Source organism: Sphingobium sp. EM0848 (assembly GCF_013375555.1).
Lineage (GTDB): Bacteria > Pseudomonadota > Alphaproteobacteria > Sphingomonadales > Sphingomonadaceae > Sphingobium.
Genome location: NZ_JABXWB010000001.1, coordinates 2,843,724 through 2,865,818 on the forward strand (window position 1 = coordinate 2,843,724; position 22,095 = coordinate 2,865,818).

14 protein-coding genes and 2 pseudogenes are annotated in these 22,095 nt (G+C 59.3%); 11 read left to right on the top strand and 5 right to left on the bottom strand.

All coding sequences use genetic code 11. The annotated features are described in order from the left end of the window. Positions 1 to 10: 10 nt before the first annotated feature. Positions 11 to 1,246 carry a hypothetical protein gene (locus HUK73_RS13835; protein WP_176592418.1) on the bottom strand — a complete coding sequence of 412 codons (1,236 nt, stop codon included), beginning with the start codon at positions 1,244 to 1,246 and terminating at the stop codon, positions 11 to 13. A 392-nt stretch (positions 1,247 to 1,638) separates the two neighbouring features. Between HUK73_RS13835 and HUK73_RS13840 the strand changes: the two genes are divergently transcribed. The 3 genes from HUK73_RS13840 to HUK73_RS13850 are packed head-to-tail and all read left to right on the top strand — an operon-like array spanning position 1,639 to position 5,044. Further along, positions 1,639 to 2,511 (top strand): VOC family protein, encoded by an 873-nt coding sequence (locus tag HUK73_RS13840; protein WP_176592419.1) that lies wholly within the window; start codon positions 1,639 to 1,641, stop codon positions 2,509 to 2,511. After that, a complete protein-coding gene (locus tag HUK73_RS13845) occupies positions 2,512 to 4,146 on the top strand; it encodes a long-chain fatty acid--CoA ligase (RefSeq protein ID WP_218036458.1) in 1,635 nt (544 codons plus the stop codon). 52 nt (positions 4,147 to 4,198) lie between these two features. After that, positions 4,199 to 5,044, top strand: coding sequence for an alpha/beta fold hydrolase (locus HUK73_RS13850; RefSeq protein WP_176592420.1), 846 nt, complete (start codon positions 4,199 to 4,201; stop codon positions 5,042 to 5,044). Between the two features lie 552 nt (positions 5,045 to 5,596). Here HUK73_RS13850 and HUK73_RS26785 read toward each other — a convergent pair. Continuing rightward, a pseudogene (locus tag HUK73_RS26785) lies at positions 5,597 to 5,745 on the bottom strand (alcohol dehydrogenase); the annotation flags it as partial. Positions 5,746 to 6,105: 360 nt separating this feature from the next. Here HUK73_RS26785 and HUK73_RS13855 point away from each other — a divergent pair. Continuing rightward, positions 6,106 to 7,344: an FAD-dependent monooxygenase gene (locus HUK73_RS13855; protein WP_176592421.1), complete on the top strand. Its 1,239-nt coding sequence runs from the start codon at positions 6,106 to 6,108 to the stop codon at positions 7,342 to 7,344. A 160-nt stretch (positions 7,345 to 7,504) separates the two neighbouring features. Continuing rightward, positions 7,505 to 8,962 (top strand): 4-hydroxyphenylacetate 3-hydroxylase N-terminal domain-containing protein, encoded by a 1,458-nt coding sequence (locus tag HUK73_RS13860; protein WP_176592422.1) that lies wholly within the window; start codon positions 7,505 to 7,507, stop codon positions 8,960 to 8,962. Positions 8,963 to 9,176: 214 nt separating this feature from the next. Here HUK73_RS13860 and HUK73_RS13865 read toward each other — a convergent pair whose 3' ends face one another. Further along, positions 9,177 to 9,830, bottom strand: coding sequence for a TetR/AcrR family transcriptional regulator (locus HUK73_RS13865; RefSeq protein WP_176592423.1), 654 nt, complete (start codon positions 9,828 to 9,830; stop codon positions 9,177 to 9,179). Between the two features lie 67 nt (positions 9,831 to 9,897). Beyond that, the gene (locus tag HUK73_RS13870) at positions 9,898 to 11,715 is read right to left on the bottom strand and encodes a sigma-54-dependent Fis family transcriptional regulator (RefSeq protein WP_176592424.1); all 1,818 of its coding nucleotides are present in this window, start codon (positions 11,713 to 11,715) and stop codon (positions 9,898 to 9,900) included. Between the two features lie 449 nt (positions 11,716 to 12,164). Between HUK73_RS13870 and HUK73_RS13875 the strand changes: the two genes are divergently transcribed. From HUK73_RS13875 to HUK73_RS13890, 4 genes are all read left to right on the top strand, one after another. Continuing rightward, a complete protein-coding gene (locus HUK73_RS13875; RefSeq protein WP_176592425.1) occupies positions 12,165 to 14,561 on the top strand; it encodes a TonB-dependent receptor in 2,397 nt (798 codons plus the stop codon). Positions 14,562 to 14,737: 176 nt separating this feature from the next. Continuing rightward, a complete protein-coding gene (locus tag HUK73_RS13880; protein WP_176592426.1) occupies positions 14,738 to 15,610 on the top strand; it encodes a VOC family protein in 873 nt (290 codons plus the stop codon). Then, positions 15,611 to 17,245, top strand: coding sequence for a long-chain fatty acid--CoA ligase (locus HUK73_RS13885; RefSeq protein ID WP_218036458.1), 1,635 nt, complete (start codon positions 15,611 to 15,613; stop codon positions 17,243 to 17,245). Positions 17,246 to 17,297: 52 nt separating this feature from the next. Next, positions 17,298 to 18,143 carry an alpha/beta fold hydrolase gene (locus HUK73_RS13890; protein ID WP_176592420.1) on the top strand — a complete coding sequence of 282 codons (846 nt, stop codon included), beginning with the start codon at positions 17,298 to 17,300 and terminating at the stop codon, positions 18,141 to 18,143. Positions 18,144 to 18,695: 552 nt separating this feature from the next. Here the strand turns inward: HUK73_RS13890 and HUK73_RS26790 are convergent. Further along, positions 18,696 to 18,844, bottom strand: a pseudogene (locus HUK73_RS26790) (alcohol dehydrogenase); the annotation flags it as partial. Between the two features lie 360 nt (positions 18,845 to 19,204). On the opposite strand from HUK73_RS26790, the gene HUK73_RS13895 reads away from it, so the two are divergent. Both HUK73_RS13895 and HUK73_RS13900 read left to right on the top strand, forming a co-directional pair. Beyond that, positions 19,205 to 20,443 (top strand): FAD-dependent monooxygenase, encoded by a 1,239-nt coding sequence (locus HUK73_RS13895; RefSeq protein WP_176592421.1) that lies wholly within the window; start codon positions 19,205 to 19,207, stop codon positions 20,441 to 20,443. 160 nt (positions 20,444 to 20,603) lie between these two features. Further along, the gene (locus HUK73_RS13900) at positions 20,604 to 22,061 is read left to right on the top strand and encodes a 4-hydroxyphenylacetate 3-hydroxylase N-terminal domain-containing protein (protein ID WP_176592422.1); all 1,458 of its coding nucleotides are present in this window, start codon (positions 20,604 to 20,606) and stop codon (positions 22,059 to 22,061) included. Positions 22,062 to 22,095 lie beyond the last annotated feature (34 nt).

Below are 22,095 nucleotides of genomic sequence, written 5' to 3' on the forward strand. Positions count from 1 at the left end.
CAGCCTTTCCTCAGAGGAGACATCCCATGCTGTGGCGCATGAGCGGCGGCGCTGGCGGCGATCCCAACAGCGCGGAGGAGTGAAGCGGCGCCCAGGTCTCGTAGACATTGAACGGATGGTTCCGCATGCCCATGATGTCGCGGAGATAGCGCTGGAACGGCTTGCTCTTGTCCATCACGCCGCCGCCACTGATCTGGAATATCTTCATCGCAGCGTCCAGACACTGCGCCACCGCATAGGCGCCTTCAAACCGGCAACGGACCCTGGCTTCGGCGGAAATCTGGCCGCCCGCCTTCACCGTTTCGTACATGTCACTCCAGGTCGTGACGATCCGCGCGCGTGTATCGCGGGCAATGATCGATGCTTCGGCTAGGCGGACATGCAGTGTCGTGTTTTCGGCGGCGGCCTTGTGAGTCAAGGCAGAGACCCGGCTGCGATTGTCTTCGATGAAGGCATCGATCGCACCTTGCAGTGCGCCGACCGCCGGCATCGCCACGGCGTAGGAAAATCTGGAAAGCCAGGGCAGTTGAAAAATCGGTCCGGTATTCAGCACCTTGCCCGGCTCGGTGCCGTTGTACACTTCCTCAATGGTCTGCGTCCGATATTCAGGAACGAAGCAGTCAATATCGACTTCCTTGCTGCCCGTCCCCTGCAACCCTTCGACTTGCCAGCTGTCCTGATCGATCGCGAACCCGCTCGCCGGCAGCATGAAGCTCCTATATTCGGGGCCGTTCCCGTCATCGGGCACGATCCCGCCCACGATAATCCATTCCGAATGATCGACGCCGCTCAGGAATTTCCAGCGCCCGCTCAACTGGAAGCCACCTTTGACGCGCTCGACCTTGCCCGTCGGCGCAAAGGACGTGGCAATCCGCACATCTTCGCCCTTCGCCCATAAATCATGCTGCGCTTCATCCGGGAACATCGCGGCATGCCATGAATGACCGCCAACGACCCCGGCAATCCAGGCAGAAGAAGGACAGGCAGTACCGATGCGGACGACGGCTTCATACCAGGTTACGGGATCGATTTCCGTTCCGCCCCAGCGCTTGGGCATGCCCGCCCGGAAAACGCCCGCGCCGGTCAAAGCCTGAATGGACACATCTGACAGACGCCGCAATTTTTCCGTCTCGGCGGCATTGGCTTTCAGGATCGGGACGATCTCGTCGATCTGCTTTAGAAAGTTGGATGAGGCGTCCGCGCCACTCTCGCTATCCATCACAGGCCGGACCGAAGCACTCGTCATAATCGTTCATCCTCTCACTATTGGTCGGTGATTCAGAGTGACCCGCAGCCCGCTCCACATTCGAAGCGCCGGGACACCACTCGGTTCTAGCTAAGCCTCATGAGCAGAACCCTATCGAATGCAGATCGTCTGCCATCCCAGCATCCAGCCAAATTCTATTGGAAACCCGCCAAACGGATGTGATGGCACCGCTAATGGCGGGTTTCCGATATGTTTTGACGGCCTCGCTTAGTGCCTCCGGCCTGGAGCGACGCTAAGACGAACATATCGAAATGTGAGTTGTCTGACAGAAGCCGGCGCGGCTCTCGACCAGTCTGCTTTGGATGGCTGGCGCTGCAACGACATCATTGTCGGGGGCCCTTCGCGTTCGACACAGCTTTTGGAGAGAGATTATGTCGATCAGGACAGCTTATTTTGGTTTTGCGGTATCGGATCTTGATGCCTGGGAGCGTTATGCGGGATTGATCGGTCTTGGCATCGAGCGGTCGGATAACGGATTGTTCTGCCGTATTGACGAGAAGGCCCGGCGCTTCCACTTTCTGGAAGGATCGACCGACGACATCGCCTGCGTCGGCTGGGATGCGGGGAGCCAAACGAGCTTCGACCACCTGCGCTCGCATCTTGAAAGCCTTGGTATCCCCACGCATGATGGCGACGATGCGTCCGCCCGATTGCGGGGCGTTGACCGGTTTTTCCATTTCGTAGGACCTGTCGGAGCGCGGCACGAGATCGCGCTGGGCCTGGAAGATGCGGGCTCCCCGTTCGTTTCCGACAAGGTGCCGCATGGTTTCGTGACGGGCGATCAGGGGCTCGGTCATGTCGCCTTCAACTCAACCGATCACAAGGGCGACGAGAAGTTCATGCGCGAAGCGCTGTTCGCGCAGCTTTCCGACTATATCTATCAGCCACTGCCCGACGGCAGCACGATGCACGCCTCGTTCCTGCACACCAGCCCGCGACACCATTCGATTGCCTTTGCCGAAGGGCTCGGAGGAGACAGCAAACTCCACCACTTCGAGCTTGAGATGAACAAGCTGGAGGATGTCGAAAGGGCGTATGAACGCGTGCAGGCGGCCGGGATCGGTATCGGACTCACGCTGGGCCAGCATTCGAACGACAAGATCGTGTCCTTCTATGCGCACACGCCTTCCAAATTCATGATGGAGGTAGGCTATGGCGGCCTGCGGATTGATGACGAGGAAAGCTGGGAGCCGGTGATCCACGACCGCATCAGCGAATGGGGCCACGAGTTCCAGGCCGTCTGAATGATCGAGGAGACAGACGTGCTTCCGGGACTGATGCAGAATGCCCCACTCAATATCGCCGACATCCTGCGTTTTGCGGCTGCGGCGCATTGCGACCGGGAGATCGTGTCGAAAAATGTCGATGAGCCGATATGGCGCTATGATTATGCGGGGGCCTGGACGCGCGCGGCGCAAGCGGCCCATGCGCTTCTCCGATTGGGCGTGGTGGCTGGCGACCGCGTAAGTTCGCTCGCCTGGAACACGCACCGGCATTTCGAGCTGTTCTTCGCGGTGCCGGGCATAGGCGCGGTGCTGCATACCGCCAACCCGCGCCTGCCCGACGACCATCTCGTCTTCACCATCAACCATGCCGGCAGCAAAGTACTGCTGCTCGATCGCAACATGGTCGAGATCGTTGATCGGATCCGCGACCGGCTGGAGACGGTCGAGCATTATGTCGTGCTGAGCGATGCTGAGCGCGCGATCGATGGTTGGGGCTGCTATGAGCGCCTGATCGCCGGTGAGGCCGGAGACTTTGCCTGGCCCCGGCTCGACGAGAATGCGGGCGCGTTCCTGTGTTATACGTCGGGGACGACGGGCGATCCCAAGGGGGTGCTCTACTCGCACCGTTCGGTCGTGCTGCACGGGCTGGCGGCGGGCCTGAGCGGCGCGCTCAACTTCTCCGCCTTCGACGTGGTCATGCCGTGCCAGTCGCTCTATCACGCGACCGCCTGGGGTCTGCCCTTTGCGGGTGCGATCAACGGTGTGAAGTTCGTCTTCCCCTGCGACAGGTTCGACGGCGCCAGCCTGCAGCAACTCATAACGAGCGAAGGCGTCACCTTCTCGGGCGGCGTGCCGACGATCTGGACGCTGTATCTCGATCATCTGGCGCGAACCGGCGAGACGCCGGGCAGCCTGCAACGGGTGATCATTGGCGGTTCGGCCGTGCCGCGCGACATGGCGGTGGCGTTCGACAAGCTCGGCGTCGTGGTGCAGCAGATCTGGGGCATGACCGAGACCAGCCCGCTCGGCGTCGTCTCCACGCCCACGCCCGCGCTGGCCGCGTTGGGCAAGGACGAGGAGAACGAAACCATCTGGACCCGGCAAGGCCGGATGATGTTCGGTATCGCGATGAAGATCGTCGATGAGGACGGCAATAACCTGCCGCATGACGGCGAAGCATCGGGTGCCTTGATGGTGCGCGGACCCTGGGTGCTGGAGCGCTATTATCGCACCGAAGCTTCGGCAACCGATAGCGAAGGCTGGTTCGACACCGGCGACATCTCCACCATCGACCGGTTCGGCTTCATGCGGATCACCGACCGCAAGAAAGACGTGATCAAATCGGGCGGCGAATGGATCAGCTCGATCGATCTGGAAAATATCGCGGCCGGGTGTCCAGGCGTGAAGGTGGCTGCCGTGGCCGGGGTGCATCATCCCAAATGGGAGGAACGCCCGATCATGCTCGTCGAACCCCTGGAAGAAGGATCGGTGTCGGACGCGGCGATGCGCAGTTGGCTGGAACCTCGCATCGTCAAATGGTGGATGCCCGACCGCATCATCATCGACACAGTCCCGCTCACAGCCACTGGCAAGATCGACAAGAAGGCGATCCGCGACAGATACGGCCAAATGCTTGCCGAACCGGCAGCCTGAGGGCGGTCCCGGCGAACCTCACCTTCATACCCCATTACATCTGGAGACGATAATGACCGATACCCTGGCGCCCGAAAGCCGGTTCGCCGATGCCGCCGATGGCCGCGTCCACTACCATAGCTGGGATAGCTGGGGCGAAGGACCGGCCATCATCCTGATCCACGGCGGTGGTCCGGGCGCCTATGGCTACAGCAATTATCGAAAGAATATCGGCCCGCTCTCGCGGCGCAACCGGGTCATCGTCCTTGACCTGCCAGGTTATGGCCAGTCCGCGCCGCGCGCTCAGCCTGACGGCCTCATCGTCGCGCTCGCCAATTCGGTGCGCGATGTCATGGACCATGCCGGCATAGAAACTGCCAGCCTGGTGGGTAACTCGCTGGGCGGCATGACGTCCCTGCGCTTGGCGCTCGACACCCCCGAGCGGGTCGACAAGCTGATCCTGATGGGGCCGGGTGGCGGTCTGCCGACCTTGTCGCCGTTCCCGACAGAAGGGTTGCAGCGCATGCTCGACTTCTATGGCGGGGAGGGACCGACGCTCGAAAAGCTCGCGCGGGTCACCGACCTGCTGGTTTACGACCGCTCATCGATCACATCGGAGTTGCTGGAGGAACGCCTCAGGATCGCCTCGCTGCCCGAGACGGTCGCCAATCCGCCCCTGCGCACCTTGATGGCGCACCCCAAGGACCATCTCTGGAAACAGGGGCTCGAAAGGCTCGCAAGCCCGACCCTCATCGTCTGGGGCGCCGAAGATCGCGTCCTACCGCTCGACGCCGGGTTCATCCTGCGCAAGCTCATCCCCAATGCCGACATGCACATCTTCTCCAAATGCGGCCACTGGGCACAATGGGAACGTCCCGACGAGTTCAACGCACTGGTGGATAACTTCGTTAATCGGTGACTCCTTACCAGGCACGGTTCTTGGAGACCGCAGACCCTCGGAAACTCGGACGACTTTTGGCAACGCGTGAGCGTTAGATGTCATGGGAATGGCCAGAGCAAAGTATAAGACGGGCTATGAACGGTTCGGCGCCCAAAAGGGCGATTAGGGATCGGCGGGCGAGCTGGCTGGCAGCGCCCACAACGACGTCGTTGCGAGCATATACCTGAATATGGTGGCGAGTTGCTCGGCTGACCAGTCGCCGACGGATCACCCCCCCGAGACCGCCTATCGCAGCGCTCTAGGCCGCGAGTTCGGATATCGCTCTGTGCAGACGCATAAACCTAAGAAGTGCCCAATTGAGGCTATGCGGATATAAAAGGTCAACGTGCTGACGGGCGTCGCATTGTAACCAGCAGAATTCATTCCCTGTCCGCCGCGTAACCTCGCCGAGCGCACCTATAACATCACACGCTGGCAACCGATGTCTGCAGGCGACGATATGCGGCACTGGAGGAGCCGCTCTCCTTCGCGGGCGAGATACGTCGTCTTTCCCATTTCCTCGAGCGCGCAGCCCTTAGCACCGCCGAAGCACTGCCCCGCCAAACGGGGCCGGCGACGAGTCGGAACGGACACAACCTGACCTCCTTGCCCGCTTCGGCGACTCCGATCACGGTCGAGGCGCCTCAGCCTCGGTGGCACGCCGACAAACTCCGCATCATGTTTGATATTGTTATCAGCTGTGATAATTGTGTTCCGAATTGTCCTTATCCGTCTCCAGGTGCCTTACTCAAAGAGTTCGTGACGACGACGATTCCTGAGGAAGGCAAATGCTTCAACGCAGCAGATTTTCCGATTTAACTTAATATAAACAATCACATCGTCCTTTTCGATGCGTCGCCATCTCAGATGGCACGGAAGTTGCTGTATCACGGAGGAGCGCCTGAGGATTGTCACCTGAGTCAAGTGCTGCGCCCGGCAACTAATCGCATCAGCGATGAACGCCTGCGCAGCCGTGGTCCACTCCTTGAACGCAGCAATGAGAAAATCGCCGTAGTTGGATACGGCATCTGGAGATGATAATGTCGAGTAAGACGGAAACCCAGCTTCTAAATCGTTCGGTTCTTATTTCCGGTGCTGGCTCAGCAGGGCAAAGTGTCGGCTACTGGCTGCGTCGTTACGGCTTCGAGCCAACTGTCGTCGAACGCTCGCCTGGCCCACGCAAGGGCGGCTTTGCAATAGATCTTCGCGGTGCGGCGGTCGAGGTGGCCGATCGCATGGGCATATTGGAAGCCTGTCGCAAGGCGGCGGTCAACATGCGCGAGATCCGACGGTACAATGCCGAAGGTGAGGTCATCTGGCAGACCGACGGAAACTTCGGAGCGGGCGAAGGTGTCGCTGGCGACGTCGAGGTGCTGCGGGACGACCTGACCGACATGCTTCAGGAAAGCGCCTGCGAGGGGGTCGAATATATCTTCGGGGACTCGATCAAGTCGATCGCCCAGGACGAGGACGGCGTTGACGTGACGTTCGCGCATGGCGCGCCGCGCCGCTTTGATCTGGTGATCGGTGCGGATGGACTACATTCCAAGGTTCGCGAGCTTGCATTTGGTCCTGCGGATCAGTTTAAGCGACCGCTGGGGCTCTATGCCGGAATTTTCACGATCCCCAATACGCTGAAGCTCGACCGTCAATGGCTGATGCGTCAGATGCCCGGAAAGATGATCAGCAACATCGACTATGGCCCGGGCAAGCACACGCGCGGCCTATTGGTATTTTCATCGCCACCACTGGATTTCGATAGAGGCGACCTGGAAGCGCAGAAGGCAATCCTGGCCAAAGCGTTTGATGGCGATACAACCTGGGGCGTGCAGACTCTGCTCGATGGGCTCCGCATCAGCACCGACCTGTACTTCGACGAGGTCACTCAGATACACATGCCTCGCTGGTCGAACGGGCGTGTCGCGCTGATCGGCGACGCCGCATCTGCGCCCACATTGCTGACTGGGCAGGGAACCAGTCTCGCGGTTGTGGAGGCCTATGTCCTCGCTGGCGAATTGAAGGCGGCGGATGGCGACTACCAGATCGCCTTTGCACGCTATGAAGAACAAGCGCGGCCATATGCCGAGCAGAACCAGCGAATATTGACCGATTGCCCCGAGATGTCGGTGCCCGCCACGAAAGAGGAAGTCGACAGGAGGGAAGAGCGATTTCGCCTCCTGAAGGATGGCTCGAATGCCGTGGACGACGATGACTCTGCCGGTAGTTTTATCCAGTCTGCGGCAAATGCCATCCGATTAAAGGATTACGAGAAGCTGTGACTGTCTCGCGGGGTTCCTTTCCCCGCGCATCGATCAGTCGCGAAACGGGTTTCGGCAGGTTCTCATGATTGTCGGCTGCGCCGTCCGTCACTGCCGATGCATGATTTACGCCCGGCATTGGAAGATTTTAAGACATTTTTGAATAGGAAGAGGATTAATCATGGGTATCAAAACCGGGGATGACTATAGGACTTCGCTTCGTGATAATCGACAGTTGTTTGTCGACGGAAAGTTAATCACGGACGTAACCGAATATGGCCCGCTGAAAGGTGTAATCAACACCATCGCTCGCATCTACGACCAGCAGAACGATCCGTCGTTCCAGGAGATGCTAACCTTCAGGTCGCCTTCCACTGGAGACTTGGTGAGTAAAACCTATCTGGAGGCAAGGACGAAGGAAGAGTTCGAGCAACTGGCCGCCTGCTATCATGTTCGCGCTCAGAGTACCTTTGGCCTGATGGGGCGATTGACCGATTTCATGTCGGCCTATCTCATGGACCAGGTTTGTGCGTTGCGCGTCCTGGGCAAGAGCGAGGCGGCCGACAAGGCCCAGAAGATCATCGACAATTGCCGGGAGAATGATCTTCAGGTCACCCATGCACTCATCGATCCGCAGACGGACCGGTCGAGGGATGACGCGCCCAACGAGGCCGTTCGGGTCGTCGAGCGCCGGGCCGATGGTGTGGTGGTAAGCGGCTGCCGCCTGCTTTCGACGCTCGCCCCTGTCGCAAACGAATGCTATATTGGCCCCTATTTTCCGCGCAAAGCGGGAGAGGAAGACTTCGTTCTTGCCTTCCAGTTGCCCATGAACGCACCGGGCCTCTCGATCCTGGCGCGCCAAACCTATGATAACGGCCAGAATTCCTTCGACCGTCCCTTGACCAGCCGCTTCGACGAGGGGGACGCCATCCTCGTCTTCGACAAGGTTTTCGTCCCGAACGATCGCCTGATCGTCAACGGTGATTTGGAAGCCTATAACGGGATCATGCAGTTCGGCGCTGGCTATATGGTGATCCAGGCTTGTACGCGTTCGACTATGAAGACGCGTTTCCTGACCGGGATGGCAACGGCCGTCGCACGCATGAACAAGCGCGACAAGACGCCCAAATTCCAGGCTGCCATCGGCGAGCTTGTCGGTTGGGTCAACATCGCCGAAGGTATCCGAACCGCGAGCATCGTCGATGCCCAAAAGCGCATCGAGGCATTTGCTAAGGGCGAGAAAATAGCTGCGGGTGACGGCCTGTCCAGTCCGGTTTTTCAGACCGTTTCGGGCTTCGCGGCGCTCAATTTCCTGTTTCCCTATATCAATACCAAGGCGGTAGACGTCCTGCGATTGGCTGCGGGATCGGGCGTCCTGGCCCCGACCGAGGCCGACTATGACCGGCCGGAGGTGGGATCGATGATGGATCGCTACCTCATAGCGGAAGGCTTCGATTCCAAGGAGCGCCTGAAATTGCTGAAAATGGCCTGGGACATGACGGGCACCGAATTCGGTTCCCGGCAGGGCTTGTACGAGCGCCTCTACTCGGGCGATCCGGAGCGTAATGCCATTAACTGGTTCAAAAATCCGAGCACGGGGGAGTGCGCCTCGCTGATAGACAAGTTTTTCCAGATGTGAGGAAGCTGCGGCCGACCCGCTCTCCGGCGGATTGGGGGTCGGCCGCACCGCTTCGGCGCAAGTCGAAGCGGCATTTCCGCTTCATTCGCGGCGGTGTCTTGAGCCACTAAAGAGGTGGGAAACCGTAATACAACGCGGCGTTCGACACACCGTTAACTTGACACCTTTTAGCGAAATCCTGCGCGCACGCGGAGGCTGATCGCGGTGGCGGCTGCTAGAGACGGATACCCCCTTGATCGTCGGTCATGCCGCTCGAGTTTTGGCAAGATTGTTCATTTGCAACCAAAGCAAACTGATTAGGCAGCGGCGTGCTGGCCAGAACTTCCGCCTGCATCACCGAGATGCCGATTATGCGCAGGGACAACTCAATGCACTCGTCCTCGAAGGACTGATCCCGGCTATGAGCGAGAATGTCCTGGATCGCGCCATGCAGGCAGGCAAACACCATTCTCAAGGCCCGCTCCACATTGAGGAAATGGATCTGGCCCAACTGCTTGCCAACCGAGAACTGCGTCCTGAAGAGCCTGGAAAAGTCGGAGCTGTAAGTGTCACTCGCCACCAGCTCTTTTGCCATGCATCGCGCCCACAGGTGATCCGCCCGCGATCGACACAGCACGAGCCGCAGGAGATATGAAATATTCCGGGTGACGTCCGATTCATCGGAGATCATGTCGCGCGCGACAGCAACGAAATCCGCGCTGCAGCTGTCGTAGATGGCGTCGAGTATGTCCTGCTTCGAGCTGAAGTGATTATAGAAACTGCCGAAGCCTACATCAGCTTCCTCGGTGATATCGGCGATAGTGGCTGCTTCGGGATTCCGGTTCATCATGATGCGTCGTGTCGCGTCGATAAGTTTCTGGCGCGTCATCAGCCGCGTCCGGGTCGAACGCCTCATCGTAGCGGTAGACCTCTCCGTCACAAAACCTCCATTGCGATCATTGCTTGCCGTCCAGCCGCTTAATCCGATGATCGAGCTGCCCACGCGAAATCTTGAGCAAGCGTGCGGCGTGCGACACATTGCCGTCGGTGGCCTTGAGAGTCGCACGGACCACGGCGTCTTCGATCTCGAACAGGCCCAGGCCTTGATTGACCACTGCATTTTCGGCAATCGAAGCGATCGAGCCGTTGTCGGCTAGGGCGCCCGTAGCGTCGCCTTCTGGCATGGCACCGCCGGCATTCAGCACAATCCGGCCGAACTGATTCAACCCAAGCAGGCTGGACTCGCTGAAGGCGCTGTCGAGCGTGAAGAGATGCTCGATATCGATCGGACAATGCGCATCGGCGAGGACGACGCCACGCTCAAGCACGTTCTCAAGTTCCCTAATGTTGCCGGGCCAAGGATAGCTGATCAATGCATGAAGCGCCCGCGTGGATATCCCCGGGATGCTCCGTCCGTGCTTCTCCGCAAATTTCTGAAGGAACCGCCTGACCAGGATGGGGATGTCGTCCTTACGGTCGCGCAAGGGCGGTACCATGATTGGGATGACGTTCAATCGGTAGTAGAGATCTTCGCGAAATCCCCGCGTCCTCACGGCCTCGGTGAGATCCTCGTTGGTCGCCGCGATCACGCGGACGTCCACCCTTACCGTCTTGTTGCTTCCCAGCCGTTCCAGTTCGCCGGTTTGGAGGACGCGAAGCAGCTTTCCCTGCGAGCCCGGAGAGAGGAGTCCGACTTCATCGAGGAAGATTGTGCCCCCATCTGCAGCCTCGAAGCGCCCCTTGCGCGATTCAGTGGCGCCGGTAAAGGCGCCCTTCTCGGCCCCGAACAGTTCGGATTCGAGGAGTTGGTCTGGAATCGCGGCGCAATTGAGCTCAACGAACGGCGACTTGGGATGACCCATCCGGTGAAGCTCGCGGGCGAACATGCTTTTGCCGACGCCGCTTTCGCCTTGCAGGAACACCGTGGCTCGCGTCGGAGCCGCTCTCGCAATCCTGCGCATCACCATTCTGAACGCGGGGGAGTCGCCTACCGGGCTCTCCGGCGCCCCCCCCACCTCGCCTTCGCCCTCATCCGCTGAAGCGCCCGACGGCGGCGAATCTCCAGCGCGGACGGACCCGGAATGGCGCAGATTGTCGTGGCCGGTCCCGCAGTGATGGTCCTCACCTGCCAGCACTTCCCAATCGTCCGCGCGCTTGCAGACCACGCGGCAGACAGGGAAACCCATTGAGCGGCATTCGACCTCGCGCGCCAAGATCGACTTCCCGGTAAAGGCGCTCAAATAGCCCGACGCATATCCTGCCTGCATCCAGCATGTGGGCTCCTGCGACTTGCCGTAGGTTGTCGTGTGCATCTCTTCCTCGGCGCAGTCGCGCCACAGGAACTCGCCGTAGAAATGTTCATCTTCCTCGCTGATCTCCAGCTTGACTAGTTCGACGGTCACGATCCCTTCGATCGAATGGAACTGCATTCCCGTCGCAATGGCTTCGATAACGCCGGTATTGCTGTCGCTTAGCTTGCGGGCCATTTGCCCGTCATCTTCTCCCGAGAGATAGCCGATCCGGGCCAGCAGGCCCTTGGTCAGTTCAAGCCCCACCGTATCGATCAGTTCGGACCTGAGCACGCCGAGGAATTTCGCCTGCAGGAGGATCATGCGCCGGTCGTCGAACCAAATCCGTCCACGCGCCGGATCGAACATCAGGCGTTGAAGGAGGTCGGTAATCCGGTGGCCGTTGATCCGGCTCGCGCCGGTTTCGCCGGCCAGCATTATGTGGCCGCGATCCTGAAAAGTATCCTTATTCTGGACGGTCGCCAATAGCCCTCTCCTGGCACCTGCTTAGTTATTTTCGATGCGGTCGCCGCGATCCAGCTTGTCGCCTTCTCGCGGGCGGAGCGCCGCGACACCGAGCATTGTTACATAGTTATCGTGGTAGATCGTAGGGCCGAATGTGTCAATGTAGCTGATGAGCGCGTCAAATATGATGGATCATTTCCTGTTTGTCGATTGACGCTGGCCCCAAAAAACATGGCTTTCCGTGAAAGCAGCTCGAGAGAACCGAGACACACGAAACAATCGATGATCGCGTTCAGCATCGCACCCATTTCTCTCAAAATTTGTTGTTTAATCTCAATGGGTTGATTTTGAGTGTCCGGCCGTTACGGCTCGCGGCGCAACTTGGCACATCCTTTGCATAGGAGGGCGCAATACAAGCACTGCCTAGTGCATCAAGGGCTGGGCGAATAAACAAGCGAGGGGATGTTCGGATGAGGAAAGTTATAGGCAGGTCGCAACAAGTTTCGCTGTGTTCGATTGCGCTCGTGTTATCTTCGTTCGGCCTTGGCTACGCGCCGGCTTTCGCCCAGACGCCGCAGGACGGCGCCGATGCGAATATTGCCGATATCGTCGTCACCGCTAACAAGCGGGAGCAGAAGCTCAACGATGTGGGCCTCACCGTCGCCGTCGTTTCCGGCGACGCGCTCAAGAACCAGCAGATCAACTCGCTGGCGGATTTGGCACAAACAATTCCAAGCCTGAGCTTTACAAACACATCAAGCAATACACCTGTCTATACGCTACGCGGCGTCGGCTTTTACGAAACGTCGATTGGCTCCTATCCCACCGTCAGTGTATATTCCGACGAGGTGCCACTGCCTTTCCCCGTGCTGGCTTCGCATTCGGCTTATGATCTGGAACGGGTCGAGGTGCTAAAAGGCCCGCAGGGCACGCTGTTCGGTCAGAATGCAACGGGCGGTGCGATCAATTATGTTGCGGCCAAGCCCACCGACATATTCCATGCCGGCGCAGATCTCAGCTACGGCAGGTTCAACGAGGTGATTGGCGAAGGCTATGTCAGTGGCCCGCTATCGGACACCCTCAAGGCCCGGCTGAGTGGTCGAGTGGAGCGCGCCGATGGCTGGCAGATCAGCAACTCGCGCCCGAATGACCGCAACGGCAAGGTCGAAAACTATATGGGCCGGTTGCAGGTCGCCTTTGAGCCGTCGGACGGCGCTCGCTTCTTGCTGAACATCAACGGTTGGAAGGACAAAAGTCAGACAGCTGCGGCGCAATATATCGGCTTGACGCCACAAAATCCAATTCTCGATCCGGGCGTCGCGGCCGCTACCTTCTCGCCACTGACAGCGCGCGCTGCTGACTGGACGCCCGGATTTCCGTTCGCGGACAACCGTATGTGGCAGTCATCTCTCCGTGGGGACATCGATGTGACTGATGCGATCACACTCACCTCGCTCACTGCCTATGTCGATTACAAGCAGCGGCAGGGAACCGATGGCGATGGCTTGCCAACGCGCGATGTGGATCTGGTCCGCGACCGTGGCACGATCAAGAGTTTCTCCCAGGAACTTCGGCTATCCAATGGGAGCCACCAAGCTTTAAGATGGGTGGTCGGCGTTAATTATGAACACAGCAAGATTGATCAGATCGTCGATGGCGATATCTCCGCATCATCATCCAATGCGACGCTTGGCGCTGTGCTCGGATATCCGATCCGGAGCGAAACCCATTCGGCCCTTCAGAGAATGACCAACTATGCCTCATTCGCAAACGTCGAGTATGATATCTCGCACACCCTGACGCTGAAGGCCGGCGCTAGATATACCAACGCCAAAACATCCGTTGACAGCTGTAACCGAGACTTGAGTGGTGACGCCAAGGGCAGCGGCCCGTTCTTCTACGATGTTCTGCTGGGCGGCGCGTTTGGACCCTATCAGACCGGCGATTGTTTCGCGGTTAACCTATTGTCTCACGCGGTCGGCAATGTGGCGCCTGGATCGCCGGGCAATTACGTCGATACGCTCCACGAAGATAATGTGTCCTGGCGGGTGGGCGTCGACTGGAAGCCACGACCTGGCGTGCTGCTCTATGGCAACGTTGCCAAGGGCTACAAGGCTGGTAGCTTTCCAACCGTTTCCGCGTTCGAGTTCACCCAATATCTTCCGGTCAAGCAGGAGTCCGTGCTGGCCTATGAGGCCGGCTTCAAGGCCTCTCTGCTGGATCGGGCGCTGCAGTTCAACGGCGCCGCCTTCTACTATGACTACAGGAACAAGCAGTTGCGCTCGAAAGAGGACGCGGGGCCGTTCGGTATTCTCGATGTGCTGCAGAACATCCCGAAGTCGACGATCAAGGGATTCGAACTCGAGATCGTAGCCAGGCCAATTTCATCGCTGACGGTGAGCAGCACATTCACTTATCTTGACGCCAAGATTGACAGATTCGCGGGCATAAATGCCGGTGGTGTCCCGGCAAATTTCGCCGGTGTCGCCGTCCCGTACACGCCAAAGTATCAGGTCGGGACGAACGTCGACTATGAGTTCCCGATCAGCGATGCTGTCAATGGTTTCCTCGGGGCGAGCCTAACCTATCGTTCGAGTACTGTCTCGGTGATCGGCGGCAACCTCAACCCGTCAACCCTTACGGCGTCAGCCGTCGGTGCGGCGCCTCTTTTCCGCATCAACGACTATGCGTTGGTCGACTTGCGTGCGGGCGTTGAATCGCCCGATGGACGCTGGCGCTTTTCCTTCTGGGGAAAAAACGTTCTCAACAAATACTACTGGAACAATGTGGTCGCGGGTTTCGACACCGTCGTGCGCTATGCCAACAAGCCAGCGACCTATGGCGCCAGCGTGGCGTTCAAATACTGATGGTGAAAGACGGCGGCCATCAGGGCATGCGGTCCGCTCATGGGGTAGCGCTATGTTCGGTGGCCAGGCCACAAACTGCCCTACCGGTCGCATGGAGTCACTTCGAGATCCCGCTGGCCCCCAATAGTCGGACTGACATGCCACAATAACGGCGATGCTCGTGAAAGGAAATGCAGATGATAATCAGGACTGCCTATTTTGGCTTTGAGGTATCGGATCTGGATGCGTGGGAGCGTTATGCGGGGTTGATCGGTGTTGGCGTCGAGCGGTCGGGCGATGGGCTGTTCTACCGGATCGACGAGAAGGCCCGGCGCTTTCACTTTGTGAACGGACCTGCGGACGACATCGCCTGCGTCGGCTGGGATGCGGGGAGCCAAACGAGCTTCGACCACCTGCGCTCGCATCTTGAAAGCCTTGGTATCCCCACGCATGATGGCGACGATGCGTCCGCCCGATTGCGGGGCGTTGACCGGTTTTTCCATTTCGTAGGACCTGTCGGAGCGCGGCACGAGATCGCGCTGGGCCTGGAAGATGCGGGCTCCCCGTTCGTTTCCGACAAGGTGCCGCATGGTTTCGTGACGGGCGATCAGGGGCTCGGTCATGTCGCCTTCAACTCAACCGATCACAAGGGCGACGAGAAGTTCATGCGCGAAGCGCTGTTCGCGCAGCTTTCCGACTATATCTATCAGCCACTGCCCGACGGCAGCACGATGCACGCCTCGTTCCTGCACACCAGCCCGCGACACCATTCGATTGCCTTTGCCGAAGGGCTCGGAGGAGACAGCAAACTCCACCACTTCGAGCTTGAGATGAACAAGCTGGAGGATGTCGAAAGGGCGTATGAACGCGTGCAGGCGGCCGGGATCGGTATCGGACTCACGCTGGGCCAGCATTCGAACGACAAGATCGTGTCCTTCTATGCGCACACGCCTTCCAAATTCATGATGGAGGTAGGCTATGGCGGCCTGCGGATTGATGACGAGGAAAGCTGGGAGCCGGTGATCCACGACCGCATCAGCGAATGGGGCCACGAGTTCCAGGCCGTCTGAATGATCGAGGAGACAGACGTGCTTCCGGGACTGATGCAGAATGCCCCACTCAATATCGCCGACATCCTGCGTTTTGCGGCTGCGGCGCATTGCGACCGGGAGATCGTGTCGAAAAATGTCGATGAGCCGATATGGCGCTATGATTATGCGGGGGCCTGGACGCGCGCGGCGCAAGCGGCCCATGCGCTTCTCCGATTGGGCGTGGTGGCTGGCGACCGCGTAAGTTCGCTCGCCTGGAACACGCACCGGCATTTCGAGCTGTTCTTCGCGGTGCCGGGCATAGGCGCGGTGCTGCATACCGCCAACCCGCGCCTGCCCGACGACCATCTCGTCTTCACCATCAACCATGCCGGCAGCAAAGTACTGCTGCTCGATCGCAACATGGTCGAGATCGTTGATCGGATCCGCGACCGGCTGGAGACGGTCGAGCATTATGTCGTGCTGAGCGATGCTGAGCGCGCGATCGATGGTTGGGGCTGCTATGAGCGCCTGATCGCCGGTGAGGCCGGAGACTTTGCCTGGCCCCGGCTCGACGAGAATGCGGGCGCGTTCCTGTGTTATACGTCGGGGACGACGGGCGATCCCAAGGGGGTGCTCTACTCGCACCGTTCGGTCGTGCTGCACGGGCTGGCGGCGGGCCTGAGCGGCGCGCTCAACTTCTCCGCCTTCGACGTGGTCATGCCGTGCCAGTCGCTCTATCACGCGACCGCCTGGGGTCTGCCCTTTGCGGGTGCGATCAACGGTGTGAAGTTCGTCTTCCCCTGCGACAGGTTCGACGGCGCCAGCCTGCAGCAACTCATAACGAGCGAAGGCGTCACCTTCTCGGGCGGCGTGCCGACGATCTGGACGCTGTATCTCGATCATCTGGCGCGAACCGGCGAGACGCCGGGCAGCCTGCAACGGGTGATCATTGGCGGTTCGGCCGTGCCGCGCGACATGGCGGTGGCGTTCGACAAGCTCGGCGTCGTGGTGCAGCAGATCTGGGGCATGACCGAGACCAGCCCGCTCGGCGTCGTCTCCACGCCCACGCCCGCGCTGGCCGCGTTGGGCAAGGACGAGGAGAACGAAACCATCTGGACCCGGCAAGGCCGGATGATGTTCGGTATCGCGATGAAGATCGTCGATGAGGACGGCAATAACCTGCCGCATGACGGCGAAGCATCGGGTGCCTTGATGGTGCGCGGACCCTGGGTGCTGGAGCGCTATTATCGCACCGAAGCTTCGGCAACCGATAGCGAAGGCTGGTTCGACACCGGCGACATCTCCACCATCGACCGGTTCGGCTTCATGCGGATCACCGACCGCAAGAAAGACGTGATCAAATCGGGCGGCGAATGGATCAGCTCGATCGATCTGGAAAATATCGCGGCCGGGTGTCCAGGCGTGAAGGTGGCTGCCGTGGCCGGGGTGCATCATCCCAAATGGGAGGAACGCCCGATCATGCTCGTCGAACCCCTGGAAGAAGGATCGGTGTCGGACGCGGCGATGCGCAGTTGGCTGGAACCTCGCATCGTCAAATGGTGGATGCCCGACCGCATCATCATCGACACAGTCCCGCTCACAGCCACTGGCAAGATCGACAAGAAGGCGATCCGCGACAGATACGGCCAAATGCTTGCCGAACCGGCAGCCTGAGGGCGGTCCCGGCGAACCTCACCTTCATACCCCATTACATCTGGAGACGATAATGACCGATACCCTGGCGCCCGAAAGCCGGTTCGCCGATGCCGCCGATGGCCGCGTCCACTACCATAGCTGGGATAGCTGGGGCGAAGGACCGGCCATCATCCTGATCCACGGCGGTGGTCCGGGCGCCTATGGCTACAGCAATTATCGAAAGAATATCGGCCCGCTCTCGCGGCGCAACCGGGTCATCGTCCTTGACCTGCCAGGTTATGGCCAGTCCGCGCCGCGCGCTCAGCCTGACGGCCTCATCGTCGCGCTCGCCAATTCGGTGCGCGATGTCATGGACCATGCCGGCATAGAAACTGCCAGCCTGGTGGGTAACTCGCTGGGCGGCATGACGTCCCTGCGCTTGGCGCTCGACACCCCCGAGCGGGTCGACAAGCTGATCCTGATGGGGCCGGGTGGCGGTCTGCCGACCTTGTCGCCGTTCCCGACAGAAGGGTTGCAGCGCATGCTCGACTTCTATGGCGGGGAGGGACCGACGCTCGAAAAGCTCGCGCGGGTCACCGACCTGCTGGTTTACGACCGCTCATCGATCACATCGGAGTTGCTGGAGGAACGCCTCAGGATCGCCTCGCTGCCCGAGACGGTCGCCAATCCGCCCCTGCGCACCTTGATGGCGCACCCCAAGGACCATCTCTGGAAACAGGGGCTCGAAAGGCTCGCAAGCCCGACCCTCATCGTCTGGGGCGCCGAAGATCGCGTCCTACCGCTCGACGCCGGGTTCATCCTGCGCAAGCTCATCCCCAATGCCGACATGCACATCTTCTCCAAATGCGGCCACTGGGCACAATGGGAACGTCCCGACGAGTTCAACGCACTGGTGGATAACTTCGTTAATCGGTGACTCCTTACCAGGCACGGTTCTTGGAGACCGCAGACCCTCGGAAACTCGGACGACTTTTGGCAACGCGTGAGCGTTAGATGTCATGGGAATGGCCAGAGCAAAGTATAAGACGGGCTATGAACGGTTCGGCGCCCAAAAGGGCGATTAGGGATCGGCGGGCGAGCTGGCTGGCAGCGCCCACAACGACGTCGTTGCGAGCATATACCTGAATATGGTGGCGAGTTGCTCGGCTGACCAGTCGCCGACGGATCACCCCCCCGAGACCGCCTATCGCAGCGCTCTAGGCCGCGAGTTCGGATATCGCTCTGTGCAGACGCATAAACCTAAGAAGTGCCCAATTGAGGCTATGCGGATATAAAAGGTCAACGTGCTGACGGGCGTCGCATTGTAACCAGCAGAATTCATTCCCTGTCCGCCGCGTAACCTCGCCGAGCGCACCTATAACATCACACGCTGGCAACCGATGTCTGCAGGCGACGATATGCGGCACTGGAGGAGCCGCTCTCCTTCGCGGGCGAGATACGTCGTCTTTCCCATTTCCTCGAGCGCGCAGCCCTTAGCACCGCCGAAGCACTGCCCCGCCAAACGGGGCCGGCGACGAGTCGGAACGGACACAACCTGACCTCCTTGCCCGCTTCGGCGACTCCGATCACGGTCGAGGCGCCTCAGCCTCGGTGGCACGCCGACAAACTCCGCATCATGTTTGATATTGTTATCAGCTGTGATAATTGTGTTCCGAATTGTCCTTATCCGTCTCCAGGTGCCTTACTCAAAGAGTTCGTGACGACGACGATTCCTGAGGAAGGCAAATGCTTCAACGCAGCAGATTTTCCGATTTAACTTAATATAAACAATCACATCGTCCTTTTCGATGCGTCGCCATCTCAGATGGCACGGAAGTTGCTGTATCACGGAGGAGCGCCTGAGGATTGTCACCTGAGTCAAGTGCTGCGCCCGGCAACTAATCGCATCAGCGATGAACGCCTGCGCAGCCGTGGTCCACTCCTTGAACGCAGCAATGAGAAAATCGCCGTAGTTGGATACGGCATCTGGAGATGATAATGTCGAGTAAGACGGAAACCCAGCTTCTAAATCGTTCGGTTCTTATTTCCGGTGCTGGCTCAGCAGGGCAAAGTGTCGGCTACTGGCTGCGTCGTTACGGCTTCGAGCCAACTGTCGTCGAACGCTCGCCTGGCCCACGCAAGGGCGGCTTTGCAATAGATCTTCGCGGTGCGGCGGTCGAGGTGGCCGATCGCATGGGCATATTGGAAGCCTGTCGCAAGGCGGCGGTCAACATGCGCGAGATCCGACGGTACAATGCCGAAGGTGAGGTCATCTGGCAGACCGACGGAAACTTCGGAGCGGGCGAAGGTGTCGCTGGCGACGTCGAGGTGCTGCGGGACGACCTGACCGACATGCTTCAGGAAAGCGCCTGCGAGGGGGTCGAATATATCTTCGGGGACTCGATCAAGTCGATCGCCCAGGACGAGGACGGCGTTGACGTGACGTTCGCGCATGGCGCGCCGCGCCGCTTTGATCTGGTGATCGGTGCGGATGGACTACATTCCAAGGTTCGCGAGCTTGCATTTGGTCCTGCGGATCAGTTTAAGCGACCGCTGGGGCTCTATGCCGGAATTTTCACGATCCCCAATACGCTGAAGCTCGACCGTCAATGGCTGATGCGTCAGATGCCCGGAAAGATGATCAGCAACATCGACTATGGCCCGGGCAAGCACACGCGCGGCCTATTGGTATTTTCATCGCCACCACTGGATTTCGATAGAGGCGACCTGGAAGCGCAGAAGGCAATCCTGGCCAAAGCGTTTGATGGCGATACAACCTGGGGCGTGCAGACTCTGCTCGATGGGCTCCGCATCAGCACCGACCTGTACTTCGACGAGGTCACTCAGATACACATGCCTCGCTGGTCGAACGGGCGTGTCGCGCTGATCGGCGACGCCGCATCTGCGCCCACATTGCTGACTGGGCAGGGAACCAGTCTCGCGGTTGTGGAGGCCTATGTCCTCGCTGGCGAATTGAAGGCGGCGGATGGCGACTACCAGATCGCCTTTGCACGCTATGAAGAACAAGCGCGGCCATATGCCGAGCAGAACCAGCGAATATTGACCGATTGCCCCGAGATGTCGGTGCCCGCCACGAAAGAGGAAGTCGACAGGAGGGAAGAGCGATTTCGCCTCCTGAAGGATGGCTCGAATGCCGTGGACGACGATGACTCTGCCGGTAGTTTTATCCAGTCTGCGGCAAATGCCATCCGATTAAAGGATTACGAGAAGCTGTGACTGTCTCGCGGGGTTCCTTTCCCCGCGCATCGATCAGTCGCGAAACGGGTTTCGGCAGGTTCTCATGATTGTCGGCTGCGCCGTCCGTCACTGCCGATGCATGATTTACGCCCGGCATTGGAAGATTTTAAGACATTTTTGAATAGGAAGAGGATTAATCATGGGTATCAAAACCGGGGATGACTATAGGACTTCGCTTCGTGATAATCGACAGTTGTTTGTCGACGGAAAGTTAATCACGGACGTAACCGAATATGGCCCGCTGAAAGGTGTAATCAACACCATCGCTCGCATCTACGACCAGCAGAACGATCCGTCGTTCCAGGAGATGCTAACCTTCAGGTCGCCTTCCACTGGAGACTTGGTGAGTAAAACCTATCTGGAGGCAAGGACGAAGGAAGAGTTCGAGCAACTGGCCGCCTGCTATCATGTTCGCGCTCAGAGTACCTTTGGCCTGATGGGGCGATTGACCGATTTCATGTCGGCCTATCTCATGGACCAGGTTTGTGCGTTGCGCGTCCTGGGCAAGAGCGAGGCGGCCGACAAGGCCCAGAAGATCATCGACAATTGCCGGGAGAATGATCTTCAGGTCACCCATGCACTCATCGATCCGCAGACGGACCGGTCGAGGGATGACGCGCCCAACGAGGCCGTTCGGGTCGTCGAGCGCCGGGCCGATGGTGTGGTGGTAAGCGGCTGCCGCCTGCTTTCGACGCTCGCCCCTGTCGCAAACGAATGCTATATTGGCCCCTATTTTCCGCGCAAAGCGGGAGAGGAAGACTTCGTTCTTGCCTTCCAGTTGCCCATGAACGCACCGGGCCTCTCGATCCTGGCGCGCCAAACCTATGATAACGGCCAGAATTCCTTCGACCGTCCCTTGACCAGCCGCTTCGACGAGGGGGACGCCATCCTCGTCTTCGACAAGGTTTTCGTCCCGAACGATCGCCTGATCGTCAACGGTGATTTGGAAGCCTATAACGGGATCATGCAGTTCGGCGCTGGCTATATGGTGATCCAGGCTTGTACGCGTTCGACTATGAAGACGCGTTTCCTGACCGGGATGGCAACGGCCGTCGCACGCATGAACAAGCGCGACAAGACGCCCAAATTCCAGGCTGCCATCGGCGAGCTTGTCGGTTGGGTCAACATCGCCGAAGGTATCCGAACCGCGAGCATCGTCGATGCCCAAAAGCGCATCGAGGCATTTGCTAAGGGCGAGAAAATAGCTGCGGGTGACGGCCTGTCCAGTCCGGTTTTTCAGACCGTTTCGGGCTTCGCGGCGCTCAATTTCCTGTTTCCCTATATCAATACCAAGGCGGTAGACGTCCTGCGATTGGCTGCGGGATCGGGCGTCCTGGCCCCGACCGAGGCCGACTATGACCGGCCGGAGGTGGGATCGATGATGGATCGCTACCTCATAGCGGAAGGCTTCGATTCCAAGGAGCGCCTGAAATTGCTGAAAATGGCCTGGGACATGACGGGCACCGAATTCGGTTCCCGGCAGGGCTTGTACGAGCGCCTCTACTCGGGCGATCCGGAGCGTAATGCCATTAACTGGTTCAAAAATCCGAGCACGGGGGAGTGCGCCTCGCTGATAGACAAGTTTTTCCAGATGTGAGGAAGCTGCGGCCGACCCGCTCTCCGGCGGATTG

Bases quoted from the DNA above. Each gene is read 5' to 3' on its own strand.
- HUK73_RS13880 (WP_176592426.1), top strand. From the start codon at position 14,738: ATGATAATCAGGACTGCCTATTTTGGCTTTGAGGTATCGGATCTGGAT.
- HUK73_RS13865 (WP_176592423.1), bottom strand. From the start codon at position 9,830: ATGACGCGCCAGAAACTTATCGACGCGACACGACGCATCATGATGAAC.
- HUK73_RS13835 (WP_176592418.1), bottom strand. From the start codon at position 1,246: ATGACGAGTGCTTCGGTCCGGCCTGTGATGGATAGCGAGAGTGGCGCG.
- HUK73_RS13900 (WP_176592422.1), top strand. From the start codon at position 20,604: ATGGGTATCAAAACCGGGGATGACTATAGGACTTCGCTTCGTGATAAT.
- HUK73_RS13885 (WP_218036458.1), top strand. From the start codon at position 15,611: ATGATCGAGGAGACAGACGTGCTTCCGGGACTGATGCAGAATGCCCCA.
- HUK73_RS13875 (WP_176592425.1), top strand. From the start codon at position 12,165: ATGAGGAAAGTTATAGGCAGGTCGCAACAAGTTTCGCTGTGTTCGATT.
- HUK73_RS13845 (WP_218036458.1), top strand. From the start codon at position 2,512: ATGATCGAGGAGACAGACGTGCTTCCGGGACTGATGCAGAATGCCCCA.
- HUK73_RS13850 (WP_176592420.1), top strand. From the start codon at position 4,199: ATGACCGATACCCTGGCGCCCGAAAGCCGGTTCGCCGATGCCGCCGAT.
- HUK73_RS13890 (WP_176592420.1), top strand. From the start codon at position 17,298: ATGACCGATACCCTGGCGCCCGAAAGCCGGTTCGCCGATGCCGCCGAT.
- HUK73_RS13855 (WP_176592421.1), top strand. From the start codon at position 6,106: ATGTCGAGTAAGACGGAAACCCAGCTTCTAAATCGTTCGGTTCTTATT.
- HUK73_RS13860 (WP_176592422.1), top strand. From the start codon at position 7,505: ATGGGTATCAAAACCGGGGATGACTATAGGACTTCGCTTCGTGATAAT.
- HUK73_RS13895 (WP_176592421.1), top strand. From the start codon at position 19,205: ATGTCGAGTAAGACGGAAACCCAGCTTCTAAATCGTTCGGTTCTTATT.
- HUK73_RS13840 (WP_176592419.1), top strand. From the start codon at position 1,639: ATGTCGATCAGGACAGCTTATTTTGGTTTTGCGGTATCGGATCTTGAT.